The 16,464-nt window shown below is 63.7% G+C and carries 13 protein-coding genes and 1 tRNA gene; all 14 read left to right on the top strand.

Annotation, left to right across the window (positions count from 1 at the left end; all coding sequences use genetic code 11):
- Positions 1-95: EF-Tu C-terminal domain-related protein (locus tag BLS66_RS20335; protein ID WP_074726645.1), on the top strand; the 95-nt coding region annotated here is incomplete at its 5' end.
- Positions 96-197: 102 nt separating this feature from the next.
- A tRNA-Trp gene (locus tag BLS66_RS20330) sits at positions 198-273 on the top strand.
- 49 nt (positions 274-322) lie between these two features.
- A complete protein-coding gene (gene secE / locus BLS66_RS20325) occupies positions 323-736 on the top strand; it encodes a preprotein translocase subunit SecE (RefSeq protein WP_014646044.1) in 414 nt (137 codons plus the stop codon).
- A gap of 10 nt (positions 737-746) precedes the next feature.
- Positions 747-1,307, top strand: a complete 561-nt coding sequence (nusG, locus tag BLS66_RS20320) for a transcription termination/antitermination protein NusG (RefSeq protein ID WP_004154362.1) — start codon at positions 747-749, stop codon at positions 1,305-1,307.
- Positions 1,308-1,564: 257 nt separating this feature from the next.
- On the top strand, positions 1,565-1,993 hold the full coding sequence (rplK, locus tag BLS66_RS20315) for a 50S ribosomal protein L11 (RefSeq protein ID WP_004145248.1): 429 nt from the start codon (positions 1,565-1,567) through the stop codon (positions 1,991-1,993).
- A gap of 4 nt (positions 1,994-1,997) precedes the next feature.
- On the top strand, positions 1,998-2,696 hold the full coding sequence (rplA, locus tag BLS66_RS20310; RefSeq protein WP_014646045.1) for a 50S ribosomal protein L1: 699 nt from the start codon (positions 1,998-2,000) through the stop codon (positions 2,694-2,696).
- Positions 2,697-3,081: 385 nt separating this feature from the next.
- Positions 3,082-3,618 (top strand): 50S ribosomal protein L10, encoded by a 537-nt coding sequence (gene rplJ / locus BLS66_RS20300; protein WP_010480377.1) that lies wholly within the window; start codon positions 3,082-3,084, stop codon positions 3,616-3,618.
- Between the two features lie 63 nt (positions 3,619-3,681).
- Complete coding sequence (rplL, locus tag BLS66_RS20295) at positions 3,682-4,050, top strand: 50S ribosomal protein L7/L12 (protein WP_014646047.1); 369 nt, start codon at positions 3,682-3,684, stop codon at positions 4,048-4,050.
- 365 nt (positions 4,051-4,415) lie between these two features.
- Complete coding sequence (rpoB, locus tag BLS66_RS20290; RefSeq protein ID WP_019662235.1) at positions 4,416-8,570, top strand: DNA-directed RNA polymerase subunit beta; 4,155 nt, start codon at positions 4,416-4,418, stop codon at positions 8,568-8,570.
- 89 nt (positions 8,571-8,659) lie between these two features.
- A complete protein-coding gene (gene rpoC, locus BLS66_RS20285; protein WP_049470850.1) occupies positions 8,660-12,883 on the top strand; it encodes a DNA-directed RNA polymerase subunit beta' in 4,224 nt (1,407 codons plus the stop codon).
- Positions 12,884-13,167: 284 nt separating this feature from the next.
- Entirely contained in the window at positions 13,168-13,542 is a 375-nt protein-coding gene (rpsL, locus tag BLS66_RS20280; RefSeq protein ID WP_004145320.1) for a 30S ribosomal protein S12, read from the top strand.
- A gap of 12 nt (positions 13,543-13,554) precedes the next feature.
- A complete protein-coding gene (rpsG, locus tag BLS66_RS20275) occupies positions 13,555-14,028 on the top strand; it encodes a 30S ribosomal protein S7 (protein WP_014036101.1) in 474 nt (157 codons plus the stop codon).
- Positions 14,029-14,169: 141 nt separating this feature from the next.
- On the top strand, positions 14,170-16,311 hold the full coding sequence (gene fusA, locus BLS66_RS20270; RefSeq protein ID WP_049470847.1) for an elongation factor G: 2,142 nt from the start codon (positions 14,170-14,172) through the stop codon (positions 16,309-16,311).
- A gap of 52 nt (positions 16,312-16,363) precedes the next feature.
- The coding region (locus BLS66_RS20265; protein WP_031270842.1) for a GTP-binding protein at positions 16,364-16,464 on the top strand (101 nt) is incomplete at its 3' end.

Raw genomic sequence — 16,464 nt, 5'->3', positions numbered from 1 at the left:
TCAACCCGGTGGCCATGGACGAAGGCCTGCGCTTCGCCATCCGCGAAGGCGGCCGTACCGTCGGCGCCGGCGTGGTCTCGAAGATCATCGAGTAAGCCTGCAGTACCGGTGGTTGCATAGCGCCGCCGGTTACGCGAATGGCGGGCCGGGAACCTCGGTCCGCCTTCGCCGTCTAAGGGAAGGCAAGTTTTCAACGTACGCCAGTAGCTCAATTGGCAGAGCAGCGGTCTCCAAAACCGCAGGTTGGGGGTTCGAGTCCCTCCTGGCGTGCCATCTGCCCACCTTACCCAGCGGCCTGCGCCGCTAAAGCAGACACAGCCGGATGAATAGCAAGATCGAACACTCCAAGGACAACTCCGCCAATGGTGGAGATATCGTCAAGTATGTCGCCGCATCGTTGCTGGTGCTGGCCGGTCTGTTCGTCTGGTTCTGGTTCTCCGCCGACTCCGGTCGCGCCGCCCAGCTGGGTGCGTGGGCGGGTCAGGTGCGTGCGTTGGCGGTCGTGGTCGGTCTGGTTGGCGGTATCGGCGTGTTCATGCTGACCGGCAAGGGGCGCGACACCCGCGAATTCCTCTCCGAGTCGCGCTTCGAACTGCGCAAGGTGGTCTGGCCGACGCGCCAGGAAGCCATCCGCATGACCTGGGTCGTGATCGTCGTGGTGCTCATCCTCAGCCTGCTGCTGGGTGGCTTCGACTTCCTGATCCAGAAACTGACTCAGTGGTTCCTGAGCCGCTAAGGAGAATTGCATGAAGCGTTGGTACGTCGTTCACGCCTATTCGGGCTTCGAGAAGTCGGTGGCGCAGGCCCTGCGCGATCGCATCGTCCGTGACGGCATGGAAGAGCGCTTCGGCGACGTCCTGGTTCCGACCGAAGAAGTGGTCGAGATGCGCGCTGGCCAGAAGCGCCGCTCCGAGCGCAAGTTCTTCCCGGGCTATGTGCTGGTCCAGATCGAGACCCACGAAGAAGCCGGCATTCCGCGCATCGACAACGAAAGCTGGCATCTGGTCAAGGAAACCCCGCGCGTGATGGGCTTCATCGGCGGTACCGCTGATCGCCCGCTGCCGATCGCCGATTCCGAGGCCGAGGCCATCCTGAACCGCGTTCAGGAAGGTGTCGAGAAGCCGCGTCCCAAGGTGCTGTTCGAGCCGGGCCAGATGGTCCGTGTCACCGACGGCCCGTTCAACGATTTCAACGGCGTCGTCGAAGAGGTCAACTACGAGAAGAGCCGTCTGCGCGTCTCGGTGCTGATCTTCGGCCGTGCCACGCCGGTCGAACTCGAGTTCGGCCAGGTCGAAAAGGCCGTCTGACCTGTCTGTCGGGTCGAGCCACGCTCGACGCCGGACCAGAAACCGGGCGGCGCCCGGTTTCGTTCGTTTAGATGCCGCTTCAGGCATCTGAAGAAAAAACCTGTTATAGTGCGCGGCTCCCCGCTGGGAAGCCAGCAGGACGAGGCCGCCGAAAGGTGGCCTTCGGCATGATTTCAAAACGCGATGCCGGGACGCGTGATTCCCGGTCCGATGGGGAGCCTGTTGTCGAAAGGCGCTAGCACCCGGAGAGCACTCACATGGCAAAGAAAGTTGTCGGTTACATCAAGCTGCAGGTGAAGGCCGGTCAGGCCAACCCCTCGCCGCCGGTCGGTCCCGCGCTGGGTCAGCGTGGTCTGAACATCATGGAATTCTGCAAGGCGTTCAACGCTGCTACGCAGAAGCTCGAGCCGGGTCTGCCGGTTCCGGTGATCATCACGGCCTACTCGGACCGTACGTTCACCTTCATCACCAAGAGCACCCCGGCCACCACCCTGCTGAAGAAGGCCGCTGGCATCTCGTCGGGCTCCAAGCGCCCGAACACTGAGAAGGTCGGCAAGGTCACCCGTAAGCAGCTGGAAGAGATCGCCAAGGCGAAGGAACCGGATCTGACTGCCGCCGACCTGGACGCCGCCGTGCGTACCATCGCTGGCTCTGCCCGTTCCATGGGCCTCGTGGTGGAGGGTTAATAAGATGGCACAGACCAAGCGTGAGAAGGCCATCAAGGCCGCCGTCGTTCCGGGCAAGGCATATGCCTTCGAGGACGCGATCAACATCCTGAAGACCGCCACCAAGGCCAAGTTCGTCGAGTCGATCGACGTTGCCGTGCGCCTGGGCGTCGATGCGAAGAAGTCCGACCAGCAGGTCCGTGGCTCCACCGTGCTGCCGGCCGGTACCGGCAAGTCGGTCCGCGTCGCCGTGTTCGCTCCGGCCGGTGCCAAGGCTGACGAAGCCCTGGCCGCTGGCGCCGAAGCCGTCGGTATGGACGATCTGGCCGAGAAGATGCAGGCCGGCGATCTGAACTACGACGTCGTCATCGCGACCCCGGACGCCATGCGCGTCGTCGGCAAGCTGGGCACCGTGCTGGGCCCGCGCGGCCTGATGCCGAACCCGAAGGTCGGCACCGTTTCCCCGAACCCGGGTGAAGCCGTGAAGAACGCCAAGTCGGGCCAGGTCCGTTACCGCACCGACAAGGCCGGCATCATCCACTGCACCATCGGCAAGGCCGACTTCGCCGAAGACGCACTGAAGTCGAACCTGACCGCGCTGCTGCTGGACCTGATCAAGGCCAAGCCGGCCACCTCGAAGGGCACCTACCTGCAGAAGGTTTCGGTCAGCTCGACGATGGGCCCGGGCGTCACCGTCGACCAGTCGTCGCTGACCCTGAAGTAATCGTTTCGAGCGGTCACGGCATTTCGGTGCCGTGACCGTGACATTTGAAGGCATCGCTGGCAGTGCATCGCCTGCGGTAGCCGTCAAAGACCGCAGGCGCGGTCGTGGCAATACCGGCGACGGGCAGGGAGGCTCGATCTGGCAAGGAGTCGCCGCCGGAGCAGTCATGAACGCTTAATCGATTCCCCGGAATCACCCTGCGTAGATGGTGCCCTTCTGGAGTTTTTCTGGTTCACGCACGTCTGGGTTTCCCAGGTTGGCCCACTCCAGGTCTAGAACGGCCCACCCCCGGAACATCATCCCGATGTTCCCGGCGTCCAGGACGGATGCCGCACAGGACCGCACACGGCAGGAGCCGTAAGCGGAGTTCAATAGGAGGAGTGCAATGGCTCTCAATCTGTCCCAGAAGCAAGAAGTAGTCGCCGAGCTGGCAGACGTCGCCGCCAAGGCCCACTCCTTGATCGCAGCCGAATACGCTGGCACCACGGTCGCCCAGATGACCGCGATGCGCAAGCAGGCTCGTGAAACCGGTGTTTTCTTGAAGGTTGTCAAGAACACCCTGGCTTCGCGCGCCGTTGAAGGCACCGAGTTCGCAGTCGCCCAGGACCAGATGGTTGGTCCGCTGCTGTACGCGTTCTCGCTCGAGGAGCCCGGCGCTGCCGGTCGCCTGATCAAGGAAGCCGCCAAGGGCAACGACAAGCTGAAGGCTAAGGTCGTCGCCATCGGTGGCGAAGTGTTCCCGGCAAGCCACGTCGAAGTGCTGGCCTCGCTGCCGACCCGCGACCAGGCCCTGGCCATGCTGGCCCGCGTCCTGACCGAGCCGGTCACGATGTTCGCCCGCGCCATCAAGGCCGTTGGCGAGAAGCAGGGTGGTGGCGACGTCGCCGCCGACGCTGCCGAGCCGGCCGCCGAGACCGCCTGAGTTTCGACTTACCGTGGTTCCTGACGGAACCTCAACCCAGAAAATCATCCAAAGGTATTTATCATGTCCCTTACCAACGAACAGATCGTCGACGCCATCGCCGAGAAGTCCCTGATGGAAGTGATGGAGCTGGTCAAGGCCATCGAAGAGAAGTTCGGCGTCTCCGCCGCTGCTCCGGTTGCCGTGGCTGCTGCCGCTGGCCCGGCTGCTGCTGTTGAAGAGCAGACCGAATTCACCGTCACCCTGAAGACCGCCGGCGAGAAGAAGGTCGAGGTCATCAAGGCCGTCCGCGCCATCACCGGCCTGGGCCTGAAGGAAGCGAAGGACCTGGCCGAAGCCGGTGGCGTCCTGAAGGAAGGCGCTTCGAAGGAAGACGCCGAGAAGATGAAGAAGGACCTGGAAGCTGCTGGCGCGACTGTCGAAGTCAAGTAAGCAGTTCCCTTGCATCGTCATCGATTCGCGGCGATGCAGCCAAGGCTGGGGGCGTAAGCCCCCGGCCTTTGGTCGTTGTTGCGGTGGTGTAGAGTCGACGGTTGGTCGACTGCTGTGAAGGAAGTCGACCAACAGTCGACTCTACCGTTTCAAAAGCAGGAAAAAAGCCCAACACGGGCTGCAGTCAAACCCCGGCAGGCCAGCGCACGGCGCGGCAGCGGGGGCGTGGTAGCAGACGAGTTGGCAGTTGGAAGTAGCGGGAGAAGGCGTGCTGGTGCCGGCAATACCAGCGACTTCCAACTGACAATTTCAAGTTCCCTTCAGGGTCGTGGACGCACGGCCCGCACAACAAGGTGGAAGACCTCATGACGTCCTATTCGTTCACCGAAAAAAAGCGCATCCGCAAGGATTTCGGCAAGCAGCGCTCGATTCTCGAAGTGCCGTTCCTGCTCGCCATCCAGGTGGATTCCTATCGTGAATTCCTGCAGGAAAACGTCGATCCGGCCAAGCGCACGGACCACGGCCTGCATGCCGCGCTGAAGTCGGTCTTCCCGATCGCCAGCTACAGCGGCAATGCTGCCCTGGAATACGTCGGCTACAAGCTGGGCGAACCGGTCTTCGACGAGCGTGAGTGCCGCCAGCGCGGCATGAGCTACGGCGCCCCGCTGCGCGTCACCGTGCGCCTGGTGATCTACGACCGCGAGTCGTCGACCAAGGCCATCAAGTACGTGAAGGAGCAGGAGGTCTATCTGGGCGAAATCCCGCTGATGACCGAGAACGGCACCTTCATCGTCAACGGCACCGAGCGCGTCATCGTCTCCCAGCTGCACCGCTCGCCGGGCGTGTTCTTCGACCACGACCGTGGCAAGACCCACAGCTCGGGCAAGCTGCTGTACAGCGCCCGCATCATTCCTTACCGCGGCTCCTGGCTGGACTTCGAGTTCGACCCGAAGGACGCGCTGTTCACCCGTATCGACCGCCGCCGCAAGCTGCCGGTGTCGATCCTGCTGCGCGCGCTTGGCTACAGCAACGAAGAGATGCTGGCCGAGTTCTTCGAGATCAACACCTTCCACATCAACCCGGATGAAGGCGTCCAGCTGGAGCTGGTGCCCGAGCGCCTGCGTGGCGAAACCCTGGGCTTCGACCTCGCCGACGGCGACAAGGTCATCGTGGAAGCCGGCAAGCGCATCACCGCACGCCACATCAAGCAGCTGGAAGCCTCGGGCATCGCCGCCCTGGCCGTGCCGGACGACTACATCGTCGGCCGCATCCTGTCGCACGACGTGGTCGATGCCTCGACCGGCGAACTGCTGGCCCAGGCCAACGACGAGATCACCGACGAGCAGCTGCAGGCCTTCCGCAAGGCCGGCGTTGACGCGGTCGGCACCCTGTGGGTGAACGACCTGGATCGTGGCCCGTACCTGTCCAACACCCTGCGCATCGACCCGACCAAGACCCAGCTGGAAGCCCTGGTCGAGATCTACCGCATGATGCGTCCGGGCGAGCCGCCGACCAAGGATGCCGCGCAGAACCTGTTCCACAACCTGTTCTTCACCTTCGAGCGCTACGACCTGTCCGCGGTCGGCCGCATGAAGTTCAACCGTCGCGTGGGCCGCAAGGAAACCACCGGCGAAGCCGTGCTGTACGACAGCAAGTACTTCGGTGAGCGCAACGACGAAGAGTCCAAGCGCCTGGTCGCCGCCCACGGCGACAGCTCCGACATCCTGGACGTGATCAAGGTCCTGACCGAGATCCGCAACGGTCGCGGCGTGGTCGACGACATCGATCACCTGGGCAACCGTCGCGTGCGCTCTGTCGGTGAAATGGCCGAGAACGTGTTCCGCGTCGGCCTGGTCCGTGTCGAGCGCGCGGTCAAGGAGCGCCTGTCGATGGCCGAGTCGGAAGGCCTGACCCCGCAGGAGCTGATCAACGCCAAGCCGGTCGCCGCTGCCATCAAGGAGTTCTTCGGCTCCTCGCAGCTGTCGCAGTTCATGGACCAGAACAACCCGCTGTCGGAAGTGACGCACAAGCGTCGCGTCTCGGCGCTGGGTCCGGGCGGTCTGACCCGCGAGCGCGCCGGCTTCGAAGTGCGCGACGTGCACCCGACCCATTACGGCCGCGTCTGCACCATCGAAACCCCGGAAGGCCCGAACATCGGCCTGATCAACTCGCTGGCCGTGTACGCCCGCACCAACCAGTACGGTTTCCTCGAGACCCCGTACCGCAAGGTCGTGGACGGCAAGGTCTATGACGAAGTCGAGTTCCTGTCGGCGATCGAAGAAAACGAGTACGTCATTGCGCAGGCCAACGCGCTGACCGACGCCAAGGGCACCCTGACCGAGCAGTTCGTCCCGTGCCGCTTCCAGGGCGAATCGCTGCTGAAGCCGCCGGCGGAAGTCCACTTCATGGACGTCTCGCCGATGCAGACCGTGTCGATCGCGGCCGCGCTGGTTCCGTTCCTGGAGCACGATGACGCCAACCGCGCACTGATGGGCGCCAACATGCAGCGTCAGGCCGTGCCGACCCTGCGTGCGCAGAAGCCGCTGGTGGGTACCGGCATCGAGCGCGCCGTGGCGCGCGACTCCGGCGTGACCGTGAACGCCCGCCGTGGCGGCGAGATCGTGCAGATCGACGCGGCCCGCATCGTGGTCAAGGTCAACGAGGAAGAGATCGTTGGCGCCACCGACGCAGGCGTGGACATCTACAACCTGGTCAAGTACACCCGTTCGAACCAGAACACCTGCATCAACCAGCGTCCGCTGGTCCAGGTCGGTGACGTCATCGCCCGCGGCGACGTGCTGGCCGACGGCCCGTCCACCGACATCGGCGAACTGGCCCTCGGCCAGAACATGCTGATCGCGTTCATGCCGTGGAACGGCTACAACTTCGAAGACTCCATCCTGCTCTCCGAGCGCGTGGTGGAAGAGGATCGTTACACCACGATCCACATCGAAGAGCTGACCTGCGTCGCGCGTGACACCAAGCTGGGGCCGGAGGAAATCTCCGCCGACATCCCGAACGTCTCCGAGCAGGCGCTGAACCGCCTGGACGAGAGCGGCGTGGTGTACATCGGCGCGGAAGTCCGTGCCGGCGACATCCTGGTCGGCAAGGTCACCCCGAAGGGCGAAAGCCAGCTGACCCCGGAAGAGAAGCTGCTGCGCGCGATCTTCGGCGAGAAGGCTTCGGACGTGAAGGACAGCTCGCTGCGCGTTCCGCCGGGCATGGACGGCACCGTCATCGACGTGCAGGTCTTCACCCGCGACGGCATCGAGAAGGACAAGCGCGCCCGCCAGATCGAAGAGTCTGAAATCAAGCGCGTCAAGAAGGACTTCGACGACCAGTTCCGCATCCTGGAAGCCGCCATCTACATGCGTCTGCGTTCGCAGATCGTGGGCAAGGTGGTCAACGGCGGCGCTGGCCTGAAGAAGGGCGACGTGATCACCGACGCCTTCCTGGACGGCCTGAAGAAGGCTGACTGGTTCGCGCTGCGCATGAAGGACGAAGACGCTTCGGAAGCCATCGAGCGCGCGCAGAAGCAGATCCAGGCGCACGAGAAGGAATTCGAGCGTCGCTTCGCCGACAAGCGCGGCAAGATCACCGCCGGTGACGACCTCGCTCCGGGCGTGCTGAAGATGGTCAAGGTGTTCCTGGCCGTGAAGCGCCGCATCCAGCCGGGCGACAAGATGGCAGGCCGCCACGGCAACAAGGGTGTGGTCTCCAACGTGGTGCCGGTCGAGGACATGCCGTACATGGCCTCGGGCGAAACCGTGGACATCGTGCTGAACCCGCTGGGCGTGCCGTCGCGCATGAACATCGGCCAGATCCTGGAAGTGCACCTGGGCTGGGCGGCCAAGGGCCTGGGTCGCAAGATCCAGGCGATGCTGGAAGCCCAGGCCGCGGTGGCCGACCTGCGCAAGTTCCTGGACGACATCTACAACCACGACGACACCAACGTGGCCAACCGTGTCGACCTGTCGCAGTTCAGCGACGAGGAACTGCTGCGTCTGGCCCGCAACCTGACCGACGGCGTGCCGATGGCCACCCCGGTGTTCGACGGCGCCACCGAAGCGGAAATCAAGCGCATGCTGGAACTGGCCGACCTGCCGAGCAGTGGCCAGACCCAGCTGTACGACGGCCGCACCGGTGAAGCCTTCGATCGCCACACCACCGTCGGTTACATGCACTACCTGAAGCTGAACCACCTGGTCGACGACAAGATGCACGCGCGTTCGACCGGTCCGTACTCGCTCGTCACCCAGCAGCCGCTGGGCGGCAAGGCGCAGTTCGGCGGCCAGCGCTTCGGTGAAATGGAAGTCTGGGCGCTGGAAGCCTACGGCGCGGCCTACACCCTGCAGGAAATGCTGACGGTGAAGTCCGATGACGTGCAGGGCCGCAACCAGATGTACAAGAACATCGTCGACGGTGAGCACGAGATGGTCGCGGGCATGCCGGAATCCTTCAACGTGCTCGTGAAGGAAATCCGCTCGCTGGCCATCAACATGGAACTGGAAGACAACTGATCCATGCCGGCGCGGCGGCCCCCGCCGCCGCGCCGCTGGCAGTGAACTGAAAGCCCATCGACACAGCATTCCTCCTTCTGGAGAACACCATGAAAGACCTGCTCAACCTCTTCAACCAGCAGCGCCAGACGCTGGACTTCGACGCGATCAAGATCGCGCTGGCCTCGCCGGACCTGATCCGTTCGTGGTCCTTCGGCGAAGTGAAGAAGCCGGAAACCATCAACTACCGTACCTTCAAGCCGGAACGCGACGGCCTGTTCTGCGCCGCCATCTTCGGCCCGGTGAAGGACTACGAGTGCCTGTGCGGCAAGTACAAGCGCATGAAGCACCGCGGCGTGGTCTGCGAAAAGTGCGGCACCGAAGTGACCCTGGCCAAGGTGCGTCGTGAGCGCATGGGCCACATCGACCTGGCTTCGCCGGTCGCGCACATCTGGTTCCTGAAGTCGCTGCCGTCGCGCATCGGCCTGATGCTGGACATGACCCTGCGCGACATCGAGCGCGTGCTGTACTTCGAAGCGTACGTGGTGACCGAGCCGGGCCTGACCGCCCTGGAGCGTCGCCAGCTGCTGACCGAAGAACAGTACCTGCAGGCCCGCCAGGAGCACGGTGACGACTTCGACGCCGCGATGGGCGCCGAGGCGGTGTACGAGCTGCTGCGCACGATCGACCTGCAGTCGGAGATGACCCGCCTGCGCGAGGAAATCGCTGCGACCGGTTCGGAAACCAAGCTGAAGCGACTGACCAAGCGCATCAAGCTGATCGAGGCCTTCCTGGAATCGGGCAACCGTCCGGAGTGGATGGTCATGACCGTGCTGCCGGTGCTGCCGCCGGACCTGCGCCCGCTGGTTCCGCTGGATGGCGGCCGCTTCGCGACCTCCGACCTGAACGACCTGTACCGCCGCGTCATCAACCGCAACAACCGCCTGCGCCGCCTGCTCGAACTGAGCGCGCCGGACATCATCGTGCGCAATGAAAAGCGCATGCTGCAGGAATCGGTCGATGCGCTGCTGGACAACGGCCGTCGCGGCCGTGCCATCACCGGCACCAACAAGCGCCCGCTGAAGTCGCTGGCCGACATGATCAAGGGCAAGCAGGGTCGCTTCCGCCAGAACCTGCTCGGCAAGCGCGTCGACTACTCGGGCCGTTCGGTCATCGTGGTCGGTCCGTACCTGCGCCTGCACCAGTGCGGCCTGCCGAAGAAGATGGCGCTGGAGCTGTTCAAGCCGTTCGTCTTCGCCAAGCTGCAGCGTCGTGGCCTGGCCACCACCATCAAGGCCGCCAAGAAGCTGGTCGAGCGCGAAGAAGCCGAAGTCTGGGACATCCTGGAAGAGGTCATCCGCGAGCATCCGGTGATGCTGAACCGTGCGCCGACCCTGCACCGCCTGGGCATCCAGGCGTTCGAGCCGGTGCTGATCGAAGGCAAGGCCATCCAGCTGCACCCGCTGGTCTGCACCGCGTTCAACGCCGACTTCGACGGTGACCAGATGGCCGTCCACGTGCCGCTCTCGCTGGAAGCCCAGCTGGAAGCGCGTGCGCTGATGATGTCGACCAACAACATCCTGTCGCCGGCCAACGGCGAGCCGATCATCGTGCCGTCGCAGGACGTCGTGCTGGGTCTGTACTACATGACCCGCTCGCTGGAGAACAAGAAGGGTGAGGGCATGGCCTTCGCCAACATCGCCGAAGTCAAGCGCGCCTATGACAACCGCGTGGTGGAACTGCACGCCAAGGTCAAGGTCCGCATCACCGAGGTGGTGACCGACGAAGACGGCAACAAGCAGAACAAGACCTCGATCGTGGACACCACGATCGGTCGCGCCCTGCTGGCTGAAATCCTGCCGGAAGGCCTGCCGTTCGCGCTGGCCAACACCGAGCTGACCAAGAAGAACATCAGCCGCCTGATCAACTCCAGCTACCGCCAGCTGGGCCTGAAGGACACGGTCGTGTTCGCCGACAAGCTGATGTACACCGGCTTCGCCTACGCGACCCGCGCCGGCGTCTCGATCGGCATCGACGACATGCTGATCCCGGACGAGAAGAAGGGCATCCTCACCGAGGCCGAAGCCGAAGTGCTGGAAATCCAGGAGCAGTACCAGTCGGGCCTGGTCACCGCCGGCGAGCGCTACAACAAGGTGGTCGACATCTGGTCGCGCACCAACGAGCGCATCGCCAAGGCGATGATGGACACCATCGGTACCGAGAAGGTGGTCAATGCCAAGGGTGAGACCATCGACCAGAAGTCGATGAACTCGCTGTACATCATGGCCGACTCCGGTGCGCGTGGTTCGCAGGCGCAGATCCGTCAGCTGGCCGGCATGCGCGGCCTGATGGCCCGCCCGGACGGCTCGATCATCGAGACGCCCATCAAGGCGAACTTCCGCGAAGGCCTGAACGTGCAGGAGTACTTCAACTCCACCCACGGTGCCCGTAAGGGTCTGGCCGATACCGCGCTGAAGACCGCGAACTCGGGTTACCTGACCCGTCGTCTGGTCGACGTCGCGCAGGACGTGGTGATCACCGAGGTGGATTGCGGTACCACCGAAGGCCTGATCATGACCCCGATCGTGGAAGGCGGCGACGTGGTCGAGCCGCTGAAGGACCGCGTGCTGGGCCGCGTGGTTGCCGAGGACGTGTTCCTGCCGGGCAACGACGAGGATCCGATCGTCACCCGCAACACCCTGCTCGACGAAGCCTGGGTCGCCAAGCTGGAAGATGCCGGCGTGCAGACCATCAAGGTCCGCTCGACCATCTCCTGCGAATCGGCGTTCGGTGTCTGCTCGCGCTGCTACGGCCGCGACCTGGCCCGTGGCCACCTGGTCAACATCGGTGAAGCGGTCGGCGTCATCGCCGCCCAGTCCATCGGTGAGCCGGGTACCCAGCTGACCATGCGTACGTTCCACATCGGTGGTGCGGCGTCGCGAGCTGCAGCGGTCGACAACATCACCGTCAAGACCACCGGCTCGGTCAAGTTCAGCAACCTCAAGTCGGTCGAGCATGCCAACGGCTCGCTGGTGGCAGTGTCGCGCTCGGGCGAAATCTCGGTGCTCGATGCCCACGGCCGTGAGCGTGAGCGTTACAAGCTGCCGTACGGTGCGACTATCACGTCCAAGGACGGTGATGCGATCAAGGCGGGCCAGACCGTGGCCAACTGGGATCCGCATAACCACCCGATCGTGTCGGAAGTGGCCGGCTTCATCCGCTTCATCGACTTCGTCGACGGCATCACCGTCATCGAGAAGACCGACGAGCTGACCGGCCTGGCCTCGCGCGAGATCACCGATCCGAAGCGTCGTGGTACCCAGGCCAAGGACCTGCGCCCGATCGTGCGCATCGTTGATGCCAAGGGCAACGACCTGTCGATCCCGGGCACCGACCTGCCGGCGCAGTACCTGCTGCCGCCGCGTTCGATCGTCAACCTGCAGGATGGCGCCCCGGTGGGCGTGGGCGACGTCGTCGCCAAGATCCCGCAGGAAGCGTCGAAGACCCGCGACATCACCGGTGGTCTGCCGCGCGTGGCCGACCTGTTCGAAGCGCGCAAGCCGAAGGATCCGGCGGTGCTGGCCGAGCGTTCGGGCATCATCAGCTTCGGCAAGGACACCAAGGGCAAGCAGCGCCTGATCATCAAGGACACCGATGGTTCGGAGCACGAAGAGCTGATCCCGAAGTACCGTCAGGTGATCGTGTTCGAAGGCGAGCATGTCACCAAGGGTGAAACCATCGTGGACGGCGAGCCGAGCCCGCAGGACATCCTGCGCCTGCTGGGTGTCGAGCCGCTGGCGGCCTACCTGGTGAAGGAAATCCAGGACGTGTACCGCCTGCAGGGCGTGAAGATCAACGACAAGCACATCGAGGTGATCACCCGCCAGATGCTGCGCAAGGTCGAGATCACCGACCAGGGCGGCAGCAAGTTCCTGAACGGCGAACAGGTGGAGCGTCAGCGCGTTATCGAGGAGAATGCGCGCCTGTCGACCCGCAACGAGCTGCCGGCACGTTTCGATCCGGTCCTGCTCGGCATCACCAAGGCATCGCTGGCGACCGAATCGTTCATCTCGGCCGCATCGTTCCAGGAAACCACCCGCGTGCTGACCGAAGCGGCCGTCCGCGGCACCTCGGACAACCTGCGCGGCCTGAAGGAAAACGTCATCGTGGGTCGCCTGATTCCGGCCGGTACCGGCCTGGCGTACCACAGCAACCGTCGTCGCGGCGCCTCCGGTCTCACCGAGTCGGAGATGCAGACCCTGGCCGGTACCCCGGCCGTCGCCGAGGCCGCAGTGGTTGAAGCTGAAGCTGAACAGGCTTCGGGCGAAGAATGAGGCATCCGGTCCGGCCACACGGCCGGACCACCCCGTCGGTGCATCGACGGGATTGGGAAAGGGCAGGGGCGATCGTCCGCGATCGGCCCGGCCAACCTGAACGGGGTACATGGAGGCCCCCCAGTAACGTCCCGGGATCAGGGACGGGCTTGACAGGAGGCGTTTGACTGCTTTCCTGGCAGGTTGCTACAATCGTCTGTCTCAGCAGGCCAGAATTTTGGCCTGCTTTAACATTTCCGCATCTCTGGTCGGATTTTCCGGCCACCAATCAGAAGAACCTACTGATGGCGACGATCAACCAGCTGGTCCGCAAGCCGCGGCAAGCGACCACCTACAAGAGTGCCTCGCCGGCGCTCGACAAGTGCCCGCAGCGCCGTGGCGTCTGCACCCGTGTCTACACCACCACTCCGAAGAAGCCGAACTCGGCTCTGCGCAAGGTTGCCAAGGTCCGCCTGACCAACCAGGAAGAAGTGATTTCCTACATCGGTGGTGAAGGCCACAACCTGCAGGAGCACTCCGTGGTCCTGATCCGCGGCGGTCGCGTCAAGGACCTGCCGGGTGTGCGTTACCACACCGTTCGTGGCTCGCTCGACGCCGCCGGCGTTGCCAAGCGTCGCCAGGCCCGTTCCAAGTACGGCGCCAAGCGTCCGAAGGCATAAGGAGAGAGCACTATGTCGCGTAAGGGTAATACTCCGCAGCGTTCCGTCCTGCCCGATCCGAAGCACGGAAGCGAAACCATCGCCCGCTTCATCAACATGGTCATGCAGAGCGGCAAGAAGTCCGTCGCCGAAAAGATCGTGTACGGCGCCATGGACGTGATCACCGAGAAGAACAGCAGCGCCAACGCCATTGACCTGGTGCAGAAGGCTCTGGACAACGTCGCTCCGGCGGTCGAAGTCAAGTCGCGCCGCGTCGGTGGTGCCACCTACCAGGTGCCGGTCGAAGTGCGTTCGTCGCGCAAGATGGCCCTGGCCATGCGCTGGCTGATCGACTCCGCGCGCAAGCGTGGCGAGAACACCATGCCGAAGAAGCTGGCTGCTGAACTGATCGACGCCTCGGAAAACCGTGGCGGCGCCATCAAGAAGCGCGAAGAAACCCACCGCATGGCCGAAGCCAACAAGGCCTTCGCCCACTACCGCTGGTGAGTTTGACGGCCTTGTAAAACAGGCAGGGCAGCGCCACTTAGGTGCGTGCTGCCTCGCGGTCCCAGAAGGACTGCGCCAATCCGAAGGCCGCCGAAAGGCGGCGTTCGGCCATCCGAAATCCAAGAAATCTGAGAGGCTCCCGTGGCCCGTTCCACTCCCATCGAGCGTTACCGCAACTTCGGCATCATGGCTCACATCGATGCCGGCAAGACCACCACGTCCGAGCGCATCCTGTTCTACACCGGCAAGAGCCACAAGATCGGTGAAGTGCACGACGGCGCCGCCACCATGGACTGGATGGAGCAGGAGCAGGAGCGTGGCATCACGATCCAGTCCGCTGCCACCACCGCGTTCTGGAAGGGCATGGACAAGTCCCTGCCGGAGCACCGCTTCAACATCATCGACACCCCCGGGCACGTCGACTTCACCATCGAAGTGGAGCGCTCGCTGCGCGTGCTCGACGGTGCCGTCTTCGTCCTGTGCGCCGTCGGTGGCGTGCAGCCGCAGTCGGAAACCGTGTGGCGCCAGGCCAACAAGTACCACGTGCCGCGCATCGCGTTCGTCAACAAGATGGACCGCACCGGTGCCAACTTCCAGAAGGTCGTCGGCCAGCTGAAGGCCAAGCTGGGCGCCGTTGCCGTGCCGATGCAGCTGCCGATCGGCGCTGAAGACAACTTCAAGGGCGTTGTCGACCTGCTGAAGATGAAGGCCATCCATTGGGATGAGGCTTCGCAGGGCATGAAGTTCGAGTACAGCGACATCCCGGCCGAGCTGCAGGCGGCTGCCGAAGAGGCTCGCCAGTTCATGGTCGAGACCGCTGCCGAAGCCAGCGAAGAGCTGATGGAAAAGTACCTGGGCGGCGAAGAGCTGGCCGAGGCCGAAATCATCAACGCGCTGCGTACCCGCACCCTGGCCACCGAGATCGTGCCGATGTACTGCGGCTCGGCCTTCAAGAACAAGGGCGTGCAGGCCATGCTGGACGGCGTGATCCAGCTGCTGCCGTCGCCGGTCGACGTGCCGGACGTGAAGGGCGTGGACGTTGACGACGACACCGTCGAAATGACCCGCAAGTCGGACGACAAGGCTCCGTTCTCGTCGCTGGCCTTCAAGATCATCACCGACCCGTTCGTCGGCGCGCTGACCTTCTTCCGCGTCTACTCGGGCACCCTGAACGGTGGCGACACCGTGCTGAACTCGGTGAAGGGCAAGAAGGAGCGCATCGGCCGCATCCTGCAGATGCACTCGAACAACCGCGAGGAAATCAAGGAAGTTCTGGCCGGCGACATCGCCGCGGCGGTGGGCCTGAAGGACACCACCACCGGTGACACCCTGTGCGCCGTGGACGCGCCGATCATCCTGGAGCGCATGACGTTCCCGGAGCCGGTGATCTCGATGGCCGTCGAGCCGAAGACCAAGTCGGACCAGGAAAAGATGGGTCTGGCCCTGGGCCGTCTGGCGCAGGAAGATCCGTCGTTCCGCGTCAAGACCGACGAAGAATCCGGCCAGACCATCATCTCGGGCATGGGCGAGCTGCACCTGGACATCATCGTCGATCGCCTGAAGCGCGAGTTCAACGTTGAAGCCAACGTCGGCGCGCCGCAGGTGGCCTACCGCGAAACCATCACCCTGGCTGACGTCAAGTCGGACTACAAGCACGCCAAGCAGTCCGGTGGTAAGGGTCAGTACGGTCACGTCGTGATCGAGCTGTCGCCGATCACCGCTGAAGACCGTGCCGATCCGAAGCTGGCTCCGGCCATCAAGGACGACTTCCTGTTCATCAACGACATCACCGGCGGCGTGATCCCGAAGGAATTCATTCCGTCGGTTGAAAAGGGCCTGCGCGAAACCATCACCAGCGGTCCGCTGGCTGGCTTCCCGGTCGTGGACGTCAAGGTGAAGCTGGTGTTCGGTTCGTACCACGACGTCGACTCCTCGGAAATGGCGTTCAAGCTGGCTTCGTCGATGGCCTTCAAGCAGGGCTTCGCCAAGGCCAAGCCGGTGCTGCTGGAGCCGATCATGAAGGTCGAGATCGTGACCCCGGAGGATTACCAGGGTGACGTGATGGGCGACGTCAGCCGTCGTCGCGGCGTGCTGCAGGGTTCCGACACCACCGGTGACGGTTCGGCCAGCATCATCAACGCGATGATCCCGCTGGGTGAAATGTTCGGCTACGCCACTGCGCTGCGTTCGCAGACCCAGGGCCGCGCCACCTTCACCATGGAATTCGATCACTACGAGCCGGCTCCGACCAACATCGCCGAAGCCGTCATGAAGAAGGGCTGAGCCTCGCTCAGCCTCTCTTGAAACCACTTACGAACAATCAAGGTATAGAACAATGGCAAAGGGTAAGTTCGAGCGCACCAAGCCGCACGTCAACGTCGGCACCATCGGTCACGTCGACCACGGCAAGACCACGCTGACCGCCGCACTGACCAA

The organism is Stenotrophomonas pavanii, from assembly GCF_900101175.1.
Classification (GTDB): domain Bacteria; phylum Pseudomonadota; class Gammaproteobacteria; order Xanthomonadales; family Xanthomonadaceae; genus Stenotrophomonas; species Stenotrophomonas pavanii.
This window is presented reverse-complemented; position numbering and strand designations above follow the sequence as displayed.